We start from the raw sequence: 18,154 nt of genomic DNA, 5'->3' as shown, positions 1-18,154 counted from the left end.
ACCGATGTCCTGACACACCAAGTGTCACCGATGTCCTGACACAAAACTGTCACCGATGTCCTGAGACATCACAGTGCCGAACCGTCGTAAGGAGGTACGAACCGCCGACCGGAAAGTACGAACCGCCGACCGGAAAGTACGAACCGCCGACCGGAAAGTACGAACCGCCGGCGTTTGTGCCGAACCGTCGCCTGGGCGACAAGCGACGAACCGTCTCAGAGGGTGATTAGCGACGAACCGCCTCAGAGGTCGTAGTCGACCACCAGCGGGGCGTGGTCCGACCAGCGCTCGGCGTAGCTGGGCGCCCGGTCCACGGTGAAGGCGCGGGCCCGCCCGGCCAACTGCGGAGTGGCCACCTGGTAGTCGATGCGCCAGCCGGCGTCGTTATCGAAGGCCTTGCCGCGCTGCGACCACCAGGTGTACGGGCCCTGTGCGTCGGGCGCGAGACTGCGGGCCACGTCTACCCAGCCGGCCCCGAACCAGCGCTCGAGGTAGGCGATCTCCTCATCCAGCGCGCCTGCGGACTTGTTGTGGTTGGGCCGCCAGTTCTTGATGTCCCGCTCGGAGCGCACGATGTTCAGGTCACCGGCCATGAGCACCTGTGGACCGCCGGCCGCCGCGCTTGCCAGCAGCGATGTCATGCGCGCGTCCACCAGGTTCAGGTGGGCGTACTTCTGATCCATCTTGATCGTCCCGACCTGGCCGGAGTGGAAGTAGGCGGACACAACCGTCAGCGGGGTTTGTGCCCCGGTGCTGTTGGTGGCCGTCAGGTCCATTTCCAGCCAGCGGCCGGAGTCCACATCCGGCTCCTCGCTCCCCGGTGTGCTGACACCGCGACGCACCGCGCCCACGGTCACCGGCGCCCCTTGGCGCACCGCGACGGCGACGCCGGCCCTTCCCTTCACCCGGCAAGGCCAGATCACCGACTCGTACCCGGGCAACAGCGCGGCCGCGGTGGTCTCGTCGGCTCGCACCTCCTGCACCAGCAGTACATCCGGGGCGCTGGACTCCAGCCAGGAGTCCATGTGCTTGCGGGCTGCGGCCCGGATGCCGTTGACGTTGATGGTGGCTACGCGCATAACGCCCGAGTGTACGTGTGTGCCGTCAGCCCTGTGCACCGTCGGCCCTGTAAGGCGGGCCGGTTTCCTGCGACAATGGGCATATGCCGCGCAGCTTCTTCGACGTCTTCCGCCGTCCGGCGAACCAACCCGCCGCCGACGCCACGGACAAGAGTGCTGCGGACCGGGCCGCCGCCCACTCCGGGGACAACTCCGCCAGCGCCGACACCGAACGCCGGCGCACGATTCACGCCATCGTCTCCGGCCGCGTGCAAGGAGTCGGCTTCCGCTGGTCCTGCATGGAGGAGGGGGAGCGGCTCGGGCTGGTCGGCGAGGTACGCAACCTGGACGACGGCGACGTGGAGGTCTTCGCCCAGGGGCCGGCCGACGACGTCGCCCGCATGATCGCCTGGCTGTACCACGGCCCCCGCTGGGCGAATGTCGCCTCCGTGCATGTCACCGACCTGCGTCCCGGCAGCCTGCGCCATCGCGCCTTCGTCATGGGTAACTGACGTTCCACGACCTTGGTGCACGTTGCACGATCCCGGGGCGGTCGTGGAACACCCCCCGAGGTCGTGGAACGCGAGGACAACCGGTGTAACGCACCGCTCGGTTACCCCGGTGCGACCGGTAAACCCCTGCCGCGCCGCGGTCAGTAGCGGATCGCGTCAATGGGCTTGATGCGCACGGCCACCACCGCCGGGATAATGCCGGACAGGGCACCCACCCCGGTCGCGGCGATCAACCCGATCAGGGCGGCGGACATGGGGAACGGCGGCCGGGTCTCCACCGCCACCCCCAGCAGCGTGCCGAGCGGCGCGACTCGCATCCCCACGATCGCGATGCCGATGCCGATGATCCCGGCGACCACGGTCGCCACCACCGACTCCAGCATGATGGAGAAGAAGATGCGCCGACTGGTCGCCCCGAAGGCGCGGCGCACGCCGATCTCGTGAATGCGCTGGCGCACCGTCACCATGGAGATGTTGATCAGGCTGAGCGCGCCGAGGATCATGACGAACACGCCCGCAATGGTCACCGTGGTGGTGAACCCGCCGGTGTCCAGGCCCTGCATGCCGTCGGTGTTCGACCAGGCGTTCGTGGATCCCGCCCCGAACTGGGCGTCCAGGTCTTGGGTGGCCAGGCTGATCAGCTCCTGTTCCTGTTCCGGGCCGGCCCAGATCTCCAACGTCGGCGCGGGCAGGGAGGCCTGCGCCTCGCCACCCAGCCACTGCTCGTACGGTCCGGTCAGTGCGAAGGCGCTGATCGTCTGGTAGCAGTAGTTGGCGGCATCGACGTCGTTCTCGCACCAGGCCAGGTCGTCTGGCTTGAGCACCCCGACGATGGTGAAGGTCGTCTGGGCGGGGGAGTAGGCGCGCACGGTCAGCGGGCCATCCAGGGTGGTGTAGCCCAGCTCTTCCAGGAAGCCCTGCGAGACCACCAGCGACGGCGAGAGGTCGTCTTCGTCCTCGGCCGAGAACCAGCGGCCCTGCGCCACCGCCGTGTGGTGGAGGGTGCCGTAGCCGAGGCTGACGACGGTCGTCTCCACGCTGCGGGATCCGCCTGGGAAGGCGATGCGCAGGTTCTGCAGGTAGTTGGTGGCCCAGCTGTTGGCGCTGTAGCGGTCGACCAGGTTCATCTCCGCCTTGGTGATGCGCTCGGTGGCCGTGGTGTCACCGCCCGCGCCCTCCGCGCCCGGGGCCTCGGTCGGGCTCGTGCCGCTGTCGCCGCCGGATACGCCGCGGCCGGTGGGTGTGACTTCGATGCGCACGGTGCCGGGGCGGCCCGCATAGGTGGCGATCTCCTGGTCGATGATCGCGCTGGTCACCTGGCCCAGGGCGATCACGAAGGTCATGGCGGCCACGGCTGCGCCCACGCCCACCAGGGAGAGCATGACCCGCAGCTTGCCGATGCGCAGCTGCGCCCACGCCTCCACCAGGGCCCCGAAGAATCCAGTGAAGATGCCCGTCATGACGCTGCCTCCTGCTGCACGGTGTGGCGTCCCTGCGGCTCCGCCGGGCCGTCGCTCTCGGCCGCCGACGGGTCGGTGATCTCCTCGGTGAACTCGTCCAGACCGCCGGTGCGCTCGTGCCGCACGATGATCGGGGTGAGCACCCCGTGGTCGAGCCGGTACTGCTTCTGGGCGCGGCCGGCCACCGCCAGATCGTGGGTGATGACGATCAGGGCCGCCCCGGTCTCGTGGCACTGGCGTTCCAGCAGCCCCATGACCAGGGCGCCGGTGTCCACGTCGAGGGCGCCGGTGGGCTCGTCGGCCAGGATGACCCGCGGGCGGCGGGCCAGGGCGCGGGCGATGGCCACGCGCTGCTGCTCGCCGCCGGACAGACGACCGATGGGGGAGCCGAGCTTGTCCTCCAGGCCGACGGAGGCCAGCAGCTCCTCGGCGCGGCGGGTGCGGGTCCAGAAGGCGGCGCCGGTGTCGTACAGGAGCGGCGCGGCCACATTCTCCGTGGTGGACAGTCCCTCGATCAGGTTGAAGGACTGGAACACGAAGCTGAAGGTCTGACCCCGCAGGTGGGCGCGCCTGGCCTCGCTCAGACGGCGCGTGTCCCGCCCGTCCACGGTGTAGGTGCCCTCGGTCGGCTGGTCGATCAGGCCGATCAGGTTCAGCAACGTGGACTTGCCCGTGCCGGAGCGGCCGACCACGGCCACATGCTCGCCGGCGGAAATGTCCAGGTCGACGTTGGTGAGAATATTCAGGGGCGGGGAGTCCGGCACCTCGAAGGTGCGGGCGATGCCCCGCATGCTCAGCAGCGGACTCACAGGAGCTCCTCGCCGTTCTCGTCGTAGCACACCGATCCGTCCGGCTCACAGGTGTTCGGCTCGCCGGTGCGCACTGTGTCCTTGTTCGGCACGAACAGTAGGATCTCGTCCCCCTCGGCCAACCCGTCGGTGACCTGGATGTTCTCGCCGTCGGTGATGCCCAGCGCGACCTCCCGTTCCTCGGCGGCGTCCGGGTCCTCCGGATCGGTGACCACCCAGACATTCCCCTTGGTGACAGACCCCTCGACGGCGGTGACGGGCACGATCAGCGTATCGGTGGCGGAGCCGGCATCCACGCCGATGGTTACCGACAGCCCCGGGAAGACCTGCTGGTCGGAGGGCACCGCGCAGCGCACCTCCACGGTGGTGCCGTCGCCGGTGGTGGTGGTGACCTCGCCGGTCTCTGAGGTGGTGGTGGAAGTGGTCTCCCGGGTGCCGATCGTCAGCCCCGTGCAGTCGAAGGGCGCCGGCCCGCCGTCCACGGTCAGGGTGGCCGACGACGGCGCATTGGTCAGCCGGTACTGCTGATCGGCGGTGATAGTCCCCTTGGCGGAGTAGGTACCGGGGGAGACGGTGGCCACCACCATGCCGACGCTCGTCTCCTGGTCCTTGATCACGTTGAAGGAGACCACGCCGGCGGCCGGCGCGTACACGGTCGACCAGGTGACCTTGTCCTCCACGGGCGTCTCCACCGGGTTGCCGTCCTCGTCGGTGCCGATGATCGGCTGCTGCGGCTCAACCTGCTTGAGGTAGACCAGCGGCTCCCCCTGGGTGACGGTGGCTCCCTTGCTGACGGCGAAGGAGTCGACAACGCCGTTCAGGGTCGCCTGCGCCTCCACGGCCGCGTCCTCCACGATCTGCCCACTGACGTCCACGGTGTTGGCGATGTCCCCCGTGGTCACGACCGTGGTTTGCGTGGTGACGTTTATGCCGGGGGAGATGTTCGCGGTGGTGCCCGAGTCGGAGTCGGGGAAGAAGGCGATCTTCACCAGGGCCACCGCGATTGCGACGCCGATCAGCAGCTTGATGGTGGGCAGGACATAGCGCTTCACGGCGCACCTCCGGTCGGCCGACATGGCCGGAAGCGGCGGCTGGAGGCCGCCGGGTGGTGGGATGGGCCACGGCGGCGATTGCCGCAGCCCGGGTGACACCCCGAGGCTACGTCGCGGCACACGCCCTTGCGCTCATCCGCAGGTAGGAGAACACCCTGGTTGGTCCCGGATTCAGAGGTCGGGGATCTCCTCCGCTAGGAGGATGCGGCCCGGGCGTCGAGGTGAACCGCGTGGCCCGGGCGGCCATGAGGCGGTTCTGAGAGGACTCCGCGCCGGCCGCCGGGCGGCAGCTGTGTGACGCTCGCGGCCGGCGTCGCACAGACGCCCCGCGGTTCAGACCAAGCGGCCCGCCGGGGCGGAGGGGACCGCGTTCAGGAATGCCGGTGCGGCGAAGCCGTGGTCGGCATAGGCGTCGACGACGGCGCGGGCCACCGCATCCACGGCGGCGGTATCCACGAGTGCGATGGCGCTGCCGCCGAAGCCGCCTCCGGTCATGCGCGCGCCGTGCGCGCCGGCAGCGCGAGCGGCCTGCACGGCGACGTCGAGCTCGGGGCAGGTGACCTCGTAGTCCACCCGCAGCGACTCGTGGCTGGCGTCCATGAGCGCCCCCACCTGGGCCAGTTTCTCCCCGGTCAGGGGCGTCCCGTCCTGCAACAGTGCCACCAGGCGGCGGGTGCGGTCGATCTCGGTGACCACGTGGCGGGTGCGCGCCACCAGCACCTCGGCGTCCGTGGCCTTCGAGGCGCGCAGCGTAGCCAGGGCGGCCTCGAGCGAGCCGGGCTCGATATCCGCCAGCAGTGACACGCCCAGAATCTCGGCGGCTCGCTCGCAGGCATCCCGGCGGGCCCCGTACTGCCCGTCCACCAGGGAGTGCTTGGCCTTGGTGTCGATCACCAGCAGCGTCAGGTCGGCGGCCGCCAGGTCGAAGGGCACATGCACCACCGAGCCGTCCCGGCAGTCCAGTTCGAGGGCGTGGCCGGCGCGGCAGCGCATGGAGGCGGACTGGTCCATGCCGCCGGTGGGGGCGCCCGCCATCTCGTTCTCGGCACGGATGCAGGCCTCCACCAGGCGGGCGCGGCCGGCGTCGTCGGGGGTGTCCACCGTCCCGGCCAGGCCCAGTGCGCACACGTCGTCGAGGGCGACGGCGGTGGCGCACTCCAGCGCGGCCGAGGATGACAGGCCGCCGCCCAGCGGCACGCAGGAGTACAGGGCGGCGTCGAAGCCGCGCAGCGGCCCGAGCCCGTCGCGCTCCAGCGCCCAGGCGACGCCCGCCACGTAGGCGTTCCAGTGGCGCACCTCGCCGGGCGTACCCTTCGGGCCGATCGCGTCCAGGTCCAGCACATCGATGGCCTCGCGCGTCTGCGGGGACACCAGCCGGATCGTGCGGTCGTCGCGGCGACGCAGCGCCAGGTGGGCGCGGTGGGGCAGGGCGATCGGCAGTGCCAGACCGCCGTTGTAGTCGGTGTGCTCCCCGATGACGTTGACGCGGCCGGGCGCGTACCACACGCCGTCGGGCTCGGCGCCGAAGGCTTCACGGAACAGGTCGGTGGCGGCTTCCACACCCTCCTGCGGGCTCAGTGCGGGGGAGAAGACGGGCTCGGATCCGGCGACGGCGGCGGGCGGGGTCTCGGTGCGCGGCATGGGCCCATTCTGCCAGACGAACCCCCACCTGTGAGCCCCTGGCAAGCTCCTTCTCCGGAGTCGCCGAGTGACCGCCTCCGGGATGTTTCCACCCCTGCCGCGGGGGTAAGGTGCAGCTGCTGTCAGCCCGTGCCGTCAAGAGGAGGAGTGCGCGCCTCATGGACGTCCCCGCGCCCACGCCCACCCAGTGCGTCCTCGGCGTCACCATCGTGCTGCCCGAGCCGTGGGCCACGCGTGTGCGCGGCGTGCGTCTGGCGGTCGGTGACCCCCATGGCAATGCGATCCCGCCGCACGTGACCCTGCTGCCGCCCACCGCCGTGGAGAAGACGGAGTTGGACGCCGTGACCGCGCACGTGTCCCGGGTGGCGGCCGCCTCCGCTCCCTTCACCCTGCGCGTCGCCGGTGTGGGCACCTTCCGCCCGGTCAGCCCGGTGGTGTTCCTGGGCGTGGCCGAGGGCGGCCCCGCCATCGACGCGCTCCAGCAGGACCTGCGCGCCGCCGACGGGCCGCTCAACCGCGGCCTGCGCTTCCCCTTCCACCCGCACATCACCCTCGCCCATGAGGTCGACGACGCCGCCCTGGACCGGGCCACCCATGCCGGCCAAGACATCGCGGCGACCTTCGTGGTGGACCGTATCCACCTTCAGCGACTCGCCCCGGACGGCAGCTGGGCCTCCCTGGCGAGCCCGGCGCTGGGAGTGCGGGCGCACCCGGACGGGGCGGACCACCCGTTAGCCTGAACGCGTGAACGCCGAGCCCCGCCCCGACCAGCCCGCCCCCGCGACCGCATCCACGGCCCCTGCCATCCACGCGATCATTCCCGCCGGCGGCGCCGGCACCCGGCTGTGGCCGCTGAGCCGCAAGGCCCGCCCCAAGTTCCTGCTGGACCTGACCGGCACCGGGCGCAGCCTGTTGCAGGGCACCGTTGCCCGTCTGGCTCCGCTGGCGGTGACGACGACGGTCGTCACCGGCGTCGCCCACGTCCCCGCCGTCGCCCGGCAGCTCCCGGACCTGCCCGAGGAGAACCTGCTGGCCGAGCCGGCTCCGCGCGACTCCATGGCCGCCATCGGCCTGGCCACCGCCCTGATCGCCCGCCGACACGGGCGTGAGGCGATCGTCGGTTCCTTCGCCGCCGACCACCTGGTGGCCGATGTCGCCGCCTTCCAGGAGGCCGTGCGCCAGGCGGCAGCCCTCGCCGAGGCCGGCTGGCTGGTCACCATCGGCATCCAGGCCACCGGACCGTCCACCGCCTTCGGCTACATTCACGCCGGTGAGGCCCTGGACGTGCCCGGGGCGCCGGACGGGCACCGCGTGCTCGACTTCGCCGAGAAGCCCGATGCCGCCACCGCCGCCCGCTACCTGGCCACCGGCGACTACCGATGGAACGCCGGCATGTTCGTGGTGCGTGCCGGCGTGCTGCTGGACCACCTGGCGGTGGGCCGGCCGGCGCTGGCGGCCGGCCTCGATGAGATCGCCGCCGCCTGGGACACCCCCGCGCGCGACGCCGTCATGGCGCGGGTATGGCCCGGCCTGGAGGCGATTGCCATCGACCACGCCATCGCCGAGCCCGTGGCCGCCGCCGGCGGCGTGGCCACCGTCCCCGGGAACATGGGTTGGGACGACATCGGGGGCTTCGACACCCTGGCCGAGCTGATTCCCGCGGCCACCTCCGGGCCGGCGGCCGGAGTCGAAGTGCTGGGGGAGGCCGACGTGGAGGCGGTGGGTGCCGACGGCGCCCTGGTCGCCTCCAGCACCGGCCGGAAGGTGGTGCTGCTGGGAGTACCCGGCGTCGTCGTGGTTGACACCCCCGACGCGCTGCTGGTGACCACCCCGGAGCGCGCCCAGGACGTCAAGGGCGTCGTCGACCGGCTCAAGGCAGCCGGGCGGGACGCGCTGCTGTGACCGGGCCGGGTGCGTCGGCCCGACCCGCGGGCCTCGTGTCTGGTTCACGCCGCGGGCTCGGCCCCCGCCTGCAAGCTCTGCAAGACTCTGCAAGGCGGAGGTCGGCAGAAACCGGGTAGCGGCATCATCAGCGAGCTGAAAGGTTCGCTGGGGCGTGGGTCACGTCATGGTCGCAATATGGCGCTGTAACGCCAATTGTGAAGCAGGCCGCGGGGAAGCGTCTATCCTAGATATCCGAGCCAGCGCCGTCCCGGCCAGCTCCTTGCAAGGGCGCAAGCCCGTACCTCATCTGGAGACACGACCGTGAAGAAGAAGTATCCCGCCATTACGCTCGGCCTGGTCGCAGCGTTGTCGCTTGCCGCCTGCGGCTCGGCCCCCGACTCCTCCGGCGGAGACGCCGGCGACTTCCTCGCCTGCATGGTGTCCGACGAGGGTGGGTTCGACGACCAGTCCTTCAACCAGTCCGGCAAGGAGGGGCTGGACCGCGCCGGCAGCGAACTCGGCGTGCAGACCAAGGCCGTCGAGTCCCAGTCGGTATCCGACTACCCCACCAACGTCGACTCCCTGATCCAGCAGAACTGCGACCTGATCATCGGCGTCGGCTTCAACCTCTCCGCGGACCTGGCCACCGCAGCCCAGGAGAACCCGGACATCAACTTCGCCCTCATCGACGAAAGGTTCAGGGATGCAGACGGCGAGATCGTAGAGCTGGACAACGCCAAGCCGCTGGTCTTCAACACCGCGGAGGCCGCCTACCTCGCCGGCTACGCCGCTGCCGGTACCACCGAGAGCGGCAAGGTCGCCACCTACGGCGGTCAGGCAATCCCCACCGTGCAGATCTTCATGGAGGGCTTCGCCAAGGGCGTGGAGAAGTACAACGAGGACAACGGTGCCGACGTGGAGGTCCTCGGCTGGGACCCCGACAACCCGGGCTCCGGCTCCTTCGTGGGCAACTTCACCGACACTCCCATGGGCCAGCAGCTGACCGAGCTGTTCCTGTCCCAGGGCGCCGACATTGTGATGCCGGTGGCCGGACCGGTCGGCTCCGGCACGATCGCGGCGCTCAAGGCGGCCGGTGACGACAACAACGCGATCGTCTGGGTGGACGCCGACGGCTATCTCACCACCGAGTCCATCGGCGGCAGCCAGTACATGGTCACCTCCGTCATGAAGGGCATCAACACCGCCGTGTACGACGCCGTCAAGGAGGCCTCGGAGGGCAACTTCACCTCCGAGCCCTTCATCGGCACGCTCGCCAACGACGGTGTCTCCATCGCCGACTACCACGACTGGTCCGACCGGGTCCCCGACGAGGTGAAGGAGCAGGTCGAGGTACTCAAGCAGCAGATCATCGACGGCACGCTCGACGTCTCCACGCCGTACGACCCGTCCTGATCGGCCCCGTGCCAATTCAACTCGGTGACGCCGTCGTCCTTGACGGGGCGGCGGCGTCACTGTCGCTCGGGTGGCACCGGCGCCACCCGAACACTCACTCCCAGTTCACCAACCCCACCAGTACTGCCTGAACCCACAGGAAGCGAGCCTCTCGTGTTGCTCGAGCTCCGCGGAATTACCAAGGTCTTCGGATCCCTCGTGGCCAACGACCACATCGACGTCACCGTCGAACCCGGCCAGATCCACGCCCTCCTGGGCGAGAACGGTGCCGGCAAGTCAACGCTGATGAATGTCTTGTACGGCCTGTACGACCCCGACGACGGCGAGATCCTCATCGACGGCCGGCCGGTCACCTTCAAGGGCCCCGGCGACGCCGTCGCCGCCGGCATCGGCATGGTCCACCAGCACTTCATGCTCGTGCCCGTGTTCACCGTGGCCGAGTCCGTCGCCCTGGGCTACGAGCCGGTCGGCAAGGCCGGCGTCATCGATGCCAAGGCCGCCGCCGCGAAGGTGCGGGAGATCTCCGAGCGCTTCGGCTTCGACGTGGACCCGAACGCCTACATCGAAGACCTGCCCGTGGGCGTACAACAGCGCGTCGAGATCATCAAGGCCCTCTCCCGCGACGCCAAGGTCCTCATCCTGGACGAGCCCACCGCCGTGCTCACCCCGCAGGAGACCGACGAGCTGATCGCCATCATGCGCGATCTCAAGGCCGCCGGCACCTCCATCGTGTTCATCACCCACAAGCTGCGCGAGGTGCGCGAGGTGGCGGACACGATCACCGTCATCCGCCGCGGCAAGGTCGTCGGCACCGCCGAGCCCACCGCCTCCGAGTCGGAGCTAGCCGGTCTCATGGTCGGCCACTCCGTCTCCCTCACGGTGGCCAAGGACGCCCCCAGGCTGGGCGACGTCGGCCTGGAGCTGAAGGGCATCAGCCTGGTTGATGAGGGCAACACCCTGCTCGACGACGTCAGCCTGCAGGTCCGCTCCGGCGAGATCGTCGGTGTGGCCGGCGTGCAGGGCAACGGACAGACCGAACTTGCCGACGTACTGCTGGGGCTGCGCGCCCCCACCGCCGGTTCCGTGCACTTCGGCGGCCAGGACGTCACCGCCCTGGGCGTGCACCGGCGCATCGACGCGGGCCTCGGCTTCGTCCCCGAGGACCGCTCCACCGACGGCATGGTGGCCGCGTTCTCCGTGGCCGAGAACCTGATCCTGGACCGCTTCGACGACCCGGCCTTCGGCTCGGGACCGTCCATCAGTCCCACCAAGGTCCGTAACCACGCCGAGCAGTTGCGCGACGAGTTCGACGTACGTGTCACCGACGTCGCCGACCCCATCTCCACCCTGTCCGGCGGCAACCAGCAGAAGGCGATCCTCGCCCGGGAGCTGTCCCGCCAACTGAAGGTCCTGGTGGCCTCGCAGCCCACCCGCGGACTAGACGTCGGCTCCATCGAATTCGTCCACAAGCGCATCGTGGCCGAGCGCGACAACGACACCGCCGTGCTGATCATCTCCTCCGAGTTGGATGAGATCTACTCCCTGTCAGACCGCATCGCCGTCATGTACCGCGGCCGGATCGTCGGCATTGTGCCGCCGGATACGCCCCGCGATGTGCTGGGCCTCATGATGGCCGGCGTCCCCCTCGACCAGGCCCGCGCCCAGGAGGAGAACTGATGAGCGAAGCTACCCCGAACGGCACCGCGCAGGCGGAATCACGGACGGGTCGGCCGTCCGTCGTCCCGCCCGCCCAGCGCACGGACAAGCAGCCGGAGCGGCCGGGCCTACTGCGGCAGATCGCCGAGTCCAACATTCTTATGGGAGTGCTTGCGGTCATCTCCGCCATGATCGTCGGCTCGCTGCTGATCCTGCTCGCCGACGACAACGTGCGCACCACCGCCGGTTACCTGTTCGCCCGCCCCAGTGACTTCTTCGGTGCGGTCGGCTCGTGCCTGGTGGATGCCTACGCGGCCATGCTACGCGGCGGTATCTTCGACTGGCAGGCCTCCTCGGTCGCGCGCATGTGGCGCCCGATCACCGAAACACTGACCGTGGCCACGCCGCTGATTCTGGCGGGCCTCGGCATGGCGGTGGCCTTCCGCGCCGGCCTGTTCAACGTCGGTGGGCAGGGGCAGATCATCCTCGGTGCCATCGTCGGCGGCTACGTCGGCTTCGCCTGGGACCTGCCCAGCGGACTGCACATGCTGGTGGCGGTGCTCGGCGCGATCGTCGGCGGTGCCCTGTGGGGCGCCATTCCCGGCGTGCTGCGCGCCACCACCGGTGCGAGCGAGGTCATCACCACCATCATGCTCAACTCCGTGGCCAGCTACCTGATGGCCCACATGCTGACCACCGCCACCTTCATCGGCGCGGGCAACGCCAACCCCAAGTCACTGCCGGTGGCGGCCAGCGCCCAATACCCGAAGCTGATCGGTGGGCCGTTCCGCCTGCACCTGGGCTTCATCGTGGCCCTGCTGGCCGCATTGTTCGTGTGGTGGCTGCTGGAACGCAGCGAGATCGGTTTCCAGTTCCGCGCCACGGGCCTGAACCCGCAGGCGGCGCTGACGGCAGGCATCAATGTGCCCCGGATCACCGCCCTGGTCATGATCGTCTCCGGCGCGCTGTGCGGGCTGGCGGCGACCGCCCCGGTGCTCGGCACCCAGCACTACCTGACCGGCTCGGTGGCCGGAAGCATCGGTTTCGACGCCATGACCGTGGCCCTGCTGGGCCGCTCCACCCCGCAGGGCACCGTGCTGGCGGGGCTCCTGTTCGGGGCCCTGACCGCCGGCGGCACCACCATGCAGGCCGCCACCGGCACCCCGATCGACATCGTGCTGGTGCTGCAGTCCATGATCGTCCTGTTCATCGCGGCCCCGCCGCTGGTGCGCGCCATCTACCACCTGCCCGCACCCGGCTCCTGGCGGCGCCGCCGCCGCGAGGCCATTGACGCCGCAGCCGCCGTCGCCCCGGCCGCTGAGAAGAAGGAGGCCTGAGCCATGACCGCCTCACCTACCGCCACGCCGACCCGTGACGCCCGCCCGGAAGCGGGGCCGGCCGTCGTCGTCGAGCCGATCGCCTACAAGCTGCCGATCACCGGCACCGTCGTGGTCATCCTGGAACTGCTGATGGGTCTGGCCAGCCACGGTGACACCCGCTTCCAGCTGGCCACCAAGGCCGACTTCTTGAAGATTCCCATGCTCACCCTGGGTGCCCGACCCGTGATCGTGGTGATGGTGCTGCTGGCCGTTGCGGTCACCGTCTACATGTGGGTTCGCGCCGTGGGCCGCGCGCCGATCCCCACCTGGGCGGGGCTGGTGCTGGGAGCCAGTTTCATCGTCGCGTTCCTCACCTGGGCCGGCGCCGGACGCTCCACCGTCATCCCGCTGGTGACGATCCTGTCCTCCACCCTCGCCCTGTCCGTGCCGCTGGTGTTCGGCGGGCTCGCCGGCGTGGTGGGGGAGCGTTCGGGCACCATCAACATCGCCATCGAGGGGCAACTGCTGGGCGGGGCCTTCCTCGGCGTGGTGGTCGCCTCGATCACCGGCTCCGCCTGGGCCGGCATGATCGCCGCCCCCTTCGCCGGCATCCTGGTGGCCCTGCTGCTGGCGCTGTTCGGCCTGAAGTACCGGGTCAACCAGATCGTCGTCGGCGTGGTGCTGAACGTGTTCGTCTCCGGCCTGACCAGCTTCCTGTTCTCCACCGTGCTCAGCGACAACCCGACGCGGCTGAACGCCTCCATGCGCCTGCCCACCCTGCCGATCCCGGTGCTCTCCCAGATCCCGGTCATCGGCCCGGTGCTGTTCCGACAGACGATCCTGGTGTACCTGATGTATGCGGCCGTCGCGGTGCTGTCCTTCATGCTGTTCCGCTCCCGCTGGGGTCTGCGCATGCGCGCCTGCGGCGAGCACCCGCGGGCCGCGGACACCGTTGGCATCAACGTCATGCGTACCCGCGTGAACAACCTGATGCTGGGCGGTGCGCTGGCGGGCCTGGGCGGCGCCTTCTTCACCATCGGCTCCGGACTGGCCTTCACCAAGGACATGTCATCCGGCAACGGCTACATCGCCCTGGCCGCCATGATCCTGGGCGCCTGGAACCCGGTGGGCACCCTGTACGCCGCGCTCCTGTTCGGCTTCGCCACTGCGGTGGGGCAGACGCTGTCCGTCATCGGCTCCCCGATCCCGGCGAACATCATCTTGATGATCCCCTACATCGTGACCGTCTTCGCCGTCGCCGGCTTCGTGGGGCGTGTGCGCGCCCCCGCCGCCGAGGGGGTCCCGTACCCGTGATCGGCAACGACAACCACCCGGCCGGGCCGGCCCGGGGCCTCTCCGACGCCGCGCCCGCCGTCGACGCGGACATGTGGGCGCGGCTGCGGGCGCTGGCCACCGAAGCCATGCGGTGCGCCTACGCGCCCTACTCCCACTTCCGGGTGGGGGCCGCCGCCCTGGTCGACGACGGCCGCCTCGTGTCCGGCTGCAACGTGGAGAATGCGGGCTACGGGGTCGCCCTGTGCGCCGAGTGCGGGCTGGTGTCCGAACTCGTGCGCACCGGCGGCGGCCGCCTGATCGCCTTCGTGTGCGTCGACGGCGACGGGCGGGTCTGCTCCCCGTGCGGGCGCTGCCGCCAGGTGCTGTCCGAGCACGCCGACCCGCACATGCTGCTGGACATGCCGTCGGGGATGATGACCATCGACCAGGTGCTCCCCGACCGCTTCAGCAAAGCCGACATCGACCGGGTCACCGGCACATCCGCACCCGCACCAGAAGGAGATCGGCCGTGACCACAGCCCCCAACCCCACCCCCGGCGTGGAGCCCTTCGACGCCGTCGACGTGATCGCCGCCAAGCGCGACCGTCAGCGGCTCAGCGACGCCCAGATCGACTGGGTGGTGGACGCCTACACCCGTGGGGTGGTCGCCGACGAGCAGATGAGCGCTCTGGCCATGGCGATCTACCTGAACGGCATGGACCGGGGTGAGATCGCCCGCTGGACCGACGCCATGATCCGCTCGGGGGAGCGCATGGACTTCTCCGGTCTGGGACGCCCCACCGCGGACAAGCACTCCACCGGCGGCGTGGGCGACAAGATCACCCTGCCGCTGGCGCCGCTGGTTGCGGTCTTCGGCGTCAGCGTTCCGCAGCTGTCCGGCCGCGGCCTGGGGCACACCGGCGGCACGCTGGACAAGCTCGAGTCCATTCCCGGCTGGCGGGCCGCCCTGACCAACGCCGAGATCCTGGACATGCTGTCCGCCTCCGGCCCCGGCGCCGTCATCTGCGCCGCCGGCAGCGGGCTCGCCCCGGCCGACAAGAAGCTGTACGCACTGCGCGACACCACCGCCACCGTCTCCTGCGTGCCGCTGATCGCCTCCTCCATCATGAGCAAGAAGATCGCCGAGGGCACCGGCGCGCTGGTCCTGGACGTGAAGGTCGGCTCCGGCGCCTTCATGAAGGAGCTTGACCAGGCGCGCGAGCTCGCGCAGACGATGGTGGCGCTCGGCACCGACGCCGGGGTGACCACGCGCGCCCTGCTCACCGACATGTCCACCCCACTGGGGCTCACCGCGGGCAACGCCCTGGAGGTGCGTGAGGCCGTCGAGGTCCTTTCCGGCGGAGGCCCCCAAGACGTCGGCGACCTGACCGTGGCGCTGGCCGGTGAGATGCTCTCCGCCGCCGGGCACCCGGTGGACGAGCCGGAGCTGCGCGCCGCCCTGGGCGACGGGCGCGCCATGGACGTGTGGCGGGAGATGATCCGCCGCCAGGACGGGGACCCGGACGCCCCCCTGCCCGTGGCCCCGGAGACCGAGATCATCAGCGCCGTAGACGACGGCGTGCTCACCCGCCTGGACGCCCTGGGCGTGGGCGTGGCCGCCTGGCGCCTGGGGGCCGGCCGCGCCCGCAAGGAGGACCCGGTGCAGGCCGTCGCCGGCGTGGAGATGCACGCCAAGCCGGGCGACAGTGTGCGCGCCGGGCAGCCGCTGCTCACCCTGCACACCGCCACCCCGGAGCGCTTTGAGCGCGCCCGCGCCGCGCTCGAGGACGCGATCGCCGTGTGCCCCGCGGACTCGCCCGAGGCGCGCGCCGCCGTGGCCCGCCGCCGTGCCGGCGTCGTGCTGGACCGGATCGTCTGAAGGCACGCCGTGGACACCCGCACCGGCGCGTCCGCACCCCGGGTGCGTGTGGCGAACTCGCGGCTGCGCGTGGGGGGATTCACCACCGCCGGCGATGCCATCACCCTGACCCAGTGCGACGCCACCACCTGCGGCGCCACCGCCGTGCTGGCTGCCCGGCTCCTGCTGGGCCTGCCGCTCGATGACGCCTCTTCGCCGTCGGGCACCGGCGCGGCCCGGCCCGGCCGGGCGCTGCGGGACTCCCTGGCGGTCCGCCAGCGCGGTCTGCAGCGGGCCATGAACCGACACGCGCGCGGCCCCCTCGGTCCGCTGCCGTGGACGCGGCGCCTGGGCTCGACCCCGTGGGCGGTGGCCGCGGAGCTGACTCGCACCCTGCGGCGGGTGCGCCCCGGCGTAGGGGAGAGCACCGTGACCTGGGTGGACGACCGCGGCACCGGCTGGGGCGGCGTCGTCGCGGGGCTGCGCACCGGACTGGCCGATGGCGTGCCCGCCATCCTGCTCACCGGTGGTCCCCTGCTCGGGCGTGCGGCGGCCGCCGGCCGGGCAGGTCGCGTCCTGCGCGCCGCCGTGGGCGTCCTCATCCCGCGGCACTACGTGCTGGCCGTGCCCTGGGGAGTGATCGGCCGCGCCGACCCGGGCCCGGGTCGCGTTCACCTGTACGAGCCGTCCTCCGGCACGGTGCGCGCACTGGACCTGCTGGCGCCCCGGCCGGCGCTTGGGAACGGGCCGCGCGAGCTGGGCGGCTGGCCCCGTGTACTCGCCGTGATTGCCCCACTATTACCCTTGACCGAGCGGATCTAGCGAAAGGAAGCTCATGCCCACACGTGCGGAAGTCGCCGCCATTATCGACCACACCCTGCTCAAGCCGGAGGCCACCGGCGCGCAGATCGCCGACCTGGTAGCCCAGGGCGCCGAGCTCGGCACCTACTCGGTGTGCGTATCCCCCAACCAGCTGCCCGTCCAGGCGCCCGCCGGGCTGCACGTGGCCACCGTGTGCGGCTTCCCCTCCGGGGCGCACGCCAGCTCTGTCAAGGCCGCCGAAGCCGCCGACTCCGTCGCCAAGGGTGCGGACGAGGTGGACATGGTGGTCAACCTCAAGCTGGTCAAGGAGCACGACTACACCGCCGTGGAGGCTGACATCCGCGCGGTCAAGGAGGCCGTGGGGGAGAAGCTGCTGAAGGTCATCATCGAGTCCGCGGCACTGACCGACGATGAGATTGTCGCGGTCTGCCGGGCCGCCGAGGCCGCCGGCGCCGACTATGTGAAGACCTCCACCGGATTCCACCCCGCCGGCGGCGCCTCGGTGCACGCCGTGGAGCTCATGCGTGCCACCGTGGGGGACCGCCTGGGCGTGAAGGCGTCCGGCGGCATCCGCACCGCGGCGGATGCGCTGGCCATGATCGAGGCGGGCGCCTCCCGGCTGGGCGTGTCCGCCACCGTCGCGATCCTGGAGGGTTTGCCCGTCTGACGGGCGGAGACCGGCACTACTGACGTGCCGGTCTCCGCAGCGCGTCACATAAGTCGGTTTCGGTGTGTTGCTTGTGCCGGTTTCGGTCGTTGTGGGCCGCAGGTCGACCGCCTGAGTCCGGAATGACGCCCGGGATCAGATGCCGAGCACGCCGCGCAGGTCGGTTTTAATGTTTTCTAGGCGCTTGGCGGCGGCACGGCGCGCCACCTCCACCGGCTCGTCGACCGCTACCGGCATGACCACCTCGCAGTAGCACTTGAGCTTCGGCTCGGTGCCCGAGGGGCGCACCACCACCCGGTCGAGCAGATCGTCTAGTGGTCGTGTTGTGTAATTCGTCGTGGTGGTGGATGGTGAGTTGGTCGTGTCTGGTGGCCACGGGGCCCTAGTTTGAGTGGGCTGCCTCCGCTCGTCGAGGACGCGGAGTGACCTTCGTGAGCACGCTCGCGCTGTTGGGGGCGTCGTCCCGGAGCCGGGTTGTCGACGCGGGTGCCTGTGGGCGGGCCGGTTGTGTGCTCAGCGAGGACCGTTTGCGCTGTCAGGCGTGCAGGGCTGTTCCCGCGGTGTCGGGGGTCTGGTTGTCGGCAGTCGAGGGGGCGAGTGGGTCTTGCACCGGCCGGTTGGACCGCTCACGCCCCGTTGGACCGCCCACGCCCGGTTGGACCGCTGTAACCGGCGGCTACGGCGGTCCAACGGGGGAACAGGGGTCCAACGGGGGAACAGCGGTCCAA

Annotated in this window: 17 protein-coding genes and 1 pseudogene; 12 read left to right on the top strand and 6 right to left on the bottom strand. The window is 70.6% G+C overall.

Features of this window, described 5'->3' with window-relative positions:
* Nucleotides 1-242: 242 nt before the first annotated feature.
* Nucleotides 243-1,079, bottom strand: a complete 837-nt coding sequence (locus DRB06_RS11765) for an exodeoxyribonuclease III (RefSeq protein WP_111820042.1) — start codon at nt 1,077-1,079, stop codon at nt 243-245.
* Between the two features lie 83 nt (nt 1,080-1,162).
* Between DRB06_RS11765 and DRB06_RS11760 the strand changes: the two genes are divergently transcribed.
* Nucleotides 1,163-1,570 (top strand): acylphosphatase, encoded by a 408-nt coding sequence (locus DRB06_RS11760; RefSeq protein ID WP_111820041.1) that lies wholly within the window; start codon nt 1,163-1,165, stop codon nt 1,568-1,570.
* A gap of 140 nt (nt 1,571-1,710) precedes the next feature.
* Here the strand turns inward: DRB06_RS11760 and DRB06_RS11755 are convergent, their stop codons facing one another.
* The 4 genes from DRB06_RS11755 to galK form a co-directional block, all read right to left on the bottom strand.
* Nucleotides 1,711-3,030, bottom strand: coding sequence for an ABC transporter permease (locus DRB06_RS11755; protein WP_108966315.1), 1,320 nt, complete (start codon nt 3,028-3,030; stop codon nt 1,711-1,713).
* Entirely contained in the window at nt 3,027-3,839 is an 813-nt protein-coding gene (locus DRB06_RS11750) for an ABC transporter ATP-binding protein (protein ID WP_170866429.1), read from the bottom strand. The genes DRB06_RS11755 and DRB06_RS11750 overlap by 4 nt, the downstream gene beginning before the upstream one ends.
* Nucleotides 3,836-4,891: an efflux RND transporter periplasmic adaptor subunit gene (locus tag DRB06_RS11745; protein ID WP_234416095.1), complete on the bottom strand. Its 1,056-nt coding sequence runs from the start codon at nt 4,889-4,891 to the stop codon at nt 3,836-3,838. The genes DRB06_RS11750 and DRB06_RS11745 overlap by 4 nt, the downstream gene beginning before the upstream one ends.
* A 333-nt stretch (nt 4,892-5,224) precedes the next feature.
* Nucleotides 5,225-6,532, bottom strand: coding sequence for a galactokinase (gene galK / locus DRB06_RS11740; RefSeq protein ID WP_111820040.1), 1,308 nt, complete (start codon nt 6,530-6,532; stop codon nt 5,225-5,227).
* 158 nt (nt 6,533-6,690) lie between these two features.
* On the opposite strand from galK, the gene DRB06_RS11735 reads away from it, so the two are divergent.
* From DRB06_RS11735 to deoC, 11 genes are all read left to right on the top strand, one after another.
* Nucleotides 6,691-7,272, top strand: coding sequence for a 2'-5' RNA ligase family protein (locus DRB06_RS11735; protein ID WP_111820039.1), 582 nt, complete (start codon nt 6,691-6,693; stop codon nt 7,270-7,272).
* Between the two features lie 4 nt (nt 7,273-7,276).
* Entirely contained in the window at nt 7,277-8,434 is a 1,158-nt protein-coding gene (locus DRB06_RS11730; RefSeq protein ID WP_111820038.1) for a mannose-1-phosphate guanylyltransferase, read from the top strand.
* A 303-nt stretch (nt 8,435-8,737) separates the two neighbouring features.
* Entirely contained in the window at nt 8,738-9,829 is a 1,092-nt protein-coding gene (locus DRB06_RS11725) for a BMP family protein (protein WP_073327439.1), read from the top strand.
* Nucleotides 9,830-9,837: 8 nt separating this feature from the next.
* Entirely contained in the window at nt 9,838-9,960 is a 123-nt protein-coding gene (locus DRB06_RS16705; protein WP_258522253.1) for a hypothetical protein, read from the top strand.
* Nucleotides 9,961-9,982: 22 nt separating this feature from the next.
* Complete coding sequence (locus DRB06_RS11720; RefSeq protein ID WP_073327437.1) at nt 9,983-11,506, top strand: ABC transporter ATP-binding protein; 1,524 nt, start codon at nt 9,983-9,985, stop codon at nt 11,504-11,506.
* Nucleotides 11,506-12,822: an ABC transporter permease gene (locus tag DRB06_RS11715; RefSeq protein WP_108966321.1), complete on the top strand. Its 1,317-nt coding sequence runs from the start codon at nt 11,506-11,508 to the stop codon at nt 12,820-12,822. The genes DRB06_RS11720 and DRB06_RS11715 overlap by 1 nt, the downstream gene beginning before the upstream one ends.
* Nucleotides 12,823-12,825: 3 nt before the next feature.
* Nucleotides 12,826-14,118, top strand: a complete 1,293-nt coding sequence (locus DRB06_RS11710) for an ABC transporter permease (protein ID WP_073327433.1) — start codon at nt 12,826-12,828, stop codon at nt 14,116-14,118.
* Between the two features lie 71 nt (nt 14,119-14,189).
* On the top strand, nt 14,190-14,612 hold the full coding sequence (locus DRB06_RS11705; RefSeq protein WP_111820043.1) for a cytidine deaminase: 423 nt from the start codon (nt 14,190-14,192) through the stop codon (nt 14,610-14,612).
* Nucleotides 14,613-14,638: 26 nt separating this feature from the next.
* Nucleotides 14,639-15,958, top strand: coding sequence for a thymidine phosphorylase (locus DRB06_RS11700; protein WP_220093026.1), 1,320 nt, complete (start codon nt 14,639-14,641; stop codon nt 15,956-15,958).
* A 9-nt stretch (nt 15,959-15,967) separates the two neighbouring features.
* Nucleotides 15,968-16,759, top strand: a complete 792-nt coding sequence (locus tag DRB06_RS11695; RefSeq protein WP_111820036.1) for a hypothetical protein — start codon at nt 15,968-15,970, stop codon at nt 16,757-16,759.
* A gap of 13 nt (nt 16,760-16,772) precedes the next feature.
* Nucleotides 16,773-17,426: a deoxyribose-phosphate aldolase gene (deoC, locus tag DRB06_RS11690; protein ID WP_073327429.1), complete on the top strand. Its 654-nt coding sequence runs from the start codon at nt 16,773-16,775 to the stop codon at nt 17,424-17,426.
* 135 nt (nt 17,427-17,561) lie between these two features.
* Here deoC and DRB06_RS11685 read toward each other — a convergent pair.
* Nucleotides 17,562-17,726, bottom strand: a pseudogene (locus DRB06_RS11685) (hypothetical protein); the annotation flags it as partial.
* Nucleotides 17,727-18,154: the final 428 nt, after the last annotated feature.

The sequence above is a fragment of the Actinomyces sp. Z5 genome (assembly GCF_003287795.1).
Classification (GTDB): Bacteria; Actinomycetota; Actinomycetes; order Actinomycetales; family Actinomycetaceae; genus Actinomyces; species Actinomyces glycerinitolerans.
This window is presented reverse-complemented; position numbering and strand designations above follow the sequence as displayed.

Excerpts from the sequence above, each read along its gene's own strand:
- DRB06_RS11765 (WP_111820042.1), bottom strand. The coding sequence starts at position 1,079 with ATGCGCGTAGCCACCATCAACGTCAACGGCATCCGGGCCGCAGCCCGC.
- DRB06_RS11760 (WP_111820041.1), top strand. The coding sequence starts at position 1,163 with ATGCCGCGCAGCTTCTTCGACGTCTTCCGCCGTCCGGCGAACCAACCC.
- DRB06_RS11755 (WP_108966315.1), bottom strand. The coding sequence starts at position 3,030 with ATGACGGGCATCTTCACTGGATTCTTCGGGGCCCTGGTGGAGGCGTGG.
- galK (WP_111820040.1), bottom strand. The coding sequence starts at position 6,532 with ATGCCGCGCACCGAGACCCCGCCCGCCGCCGTCGCCGGATCCGAGCCC.
- DRB06_RS11735 (WP_111820039.1), top strand. The coding sequence starts at position 6,691 with ATGGACGTCCCCGCGCCCACGCCCACCCAGTGCGTCCTCGGCGTCACC.
- DRB06_RS11715 (WP_108966321.1), top strand. The coding sequence starts at position 11,506 with ATGAGCGAAGCTACCCCGAACGGCACCGCGCAGGCGGAATCACGGACG.
- DRB06_RS11710 (WP_073327433.1), top strand. The coding sequence starts at position 12,826 with ATGACCGCCTCACCTACCGCCACGCCGACCCGTGACGCCCGCCCGGAA.
- DRB06_RS11705 (WP_111820043.1), top strand. The coding sequence starts at position 14,190 with ATGTGGGCGCGGCTGCGGGCGCTGGCCACCGAAGCCATGCGGTGCGCC.
- deoC (WP_073327429.1), top strand. The coding sequence starts at position 16,773 with ATGCCCACACGTGCGGAAGTCGCCGCCATTATCGACCACACCCTGCTC.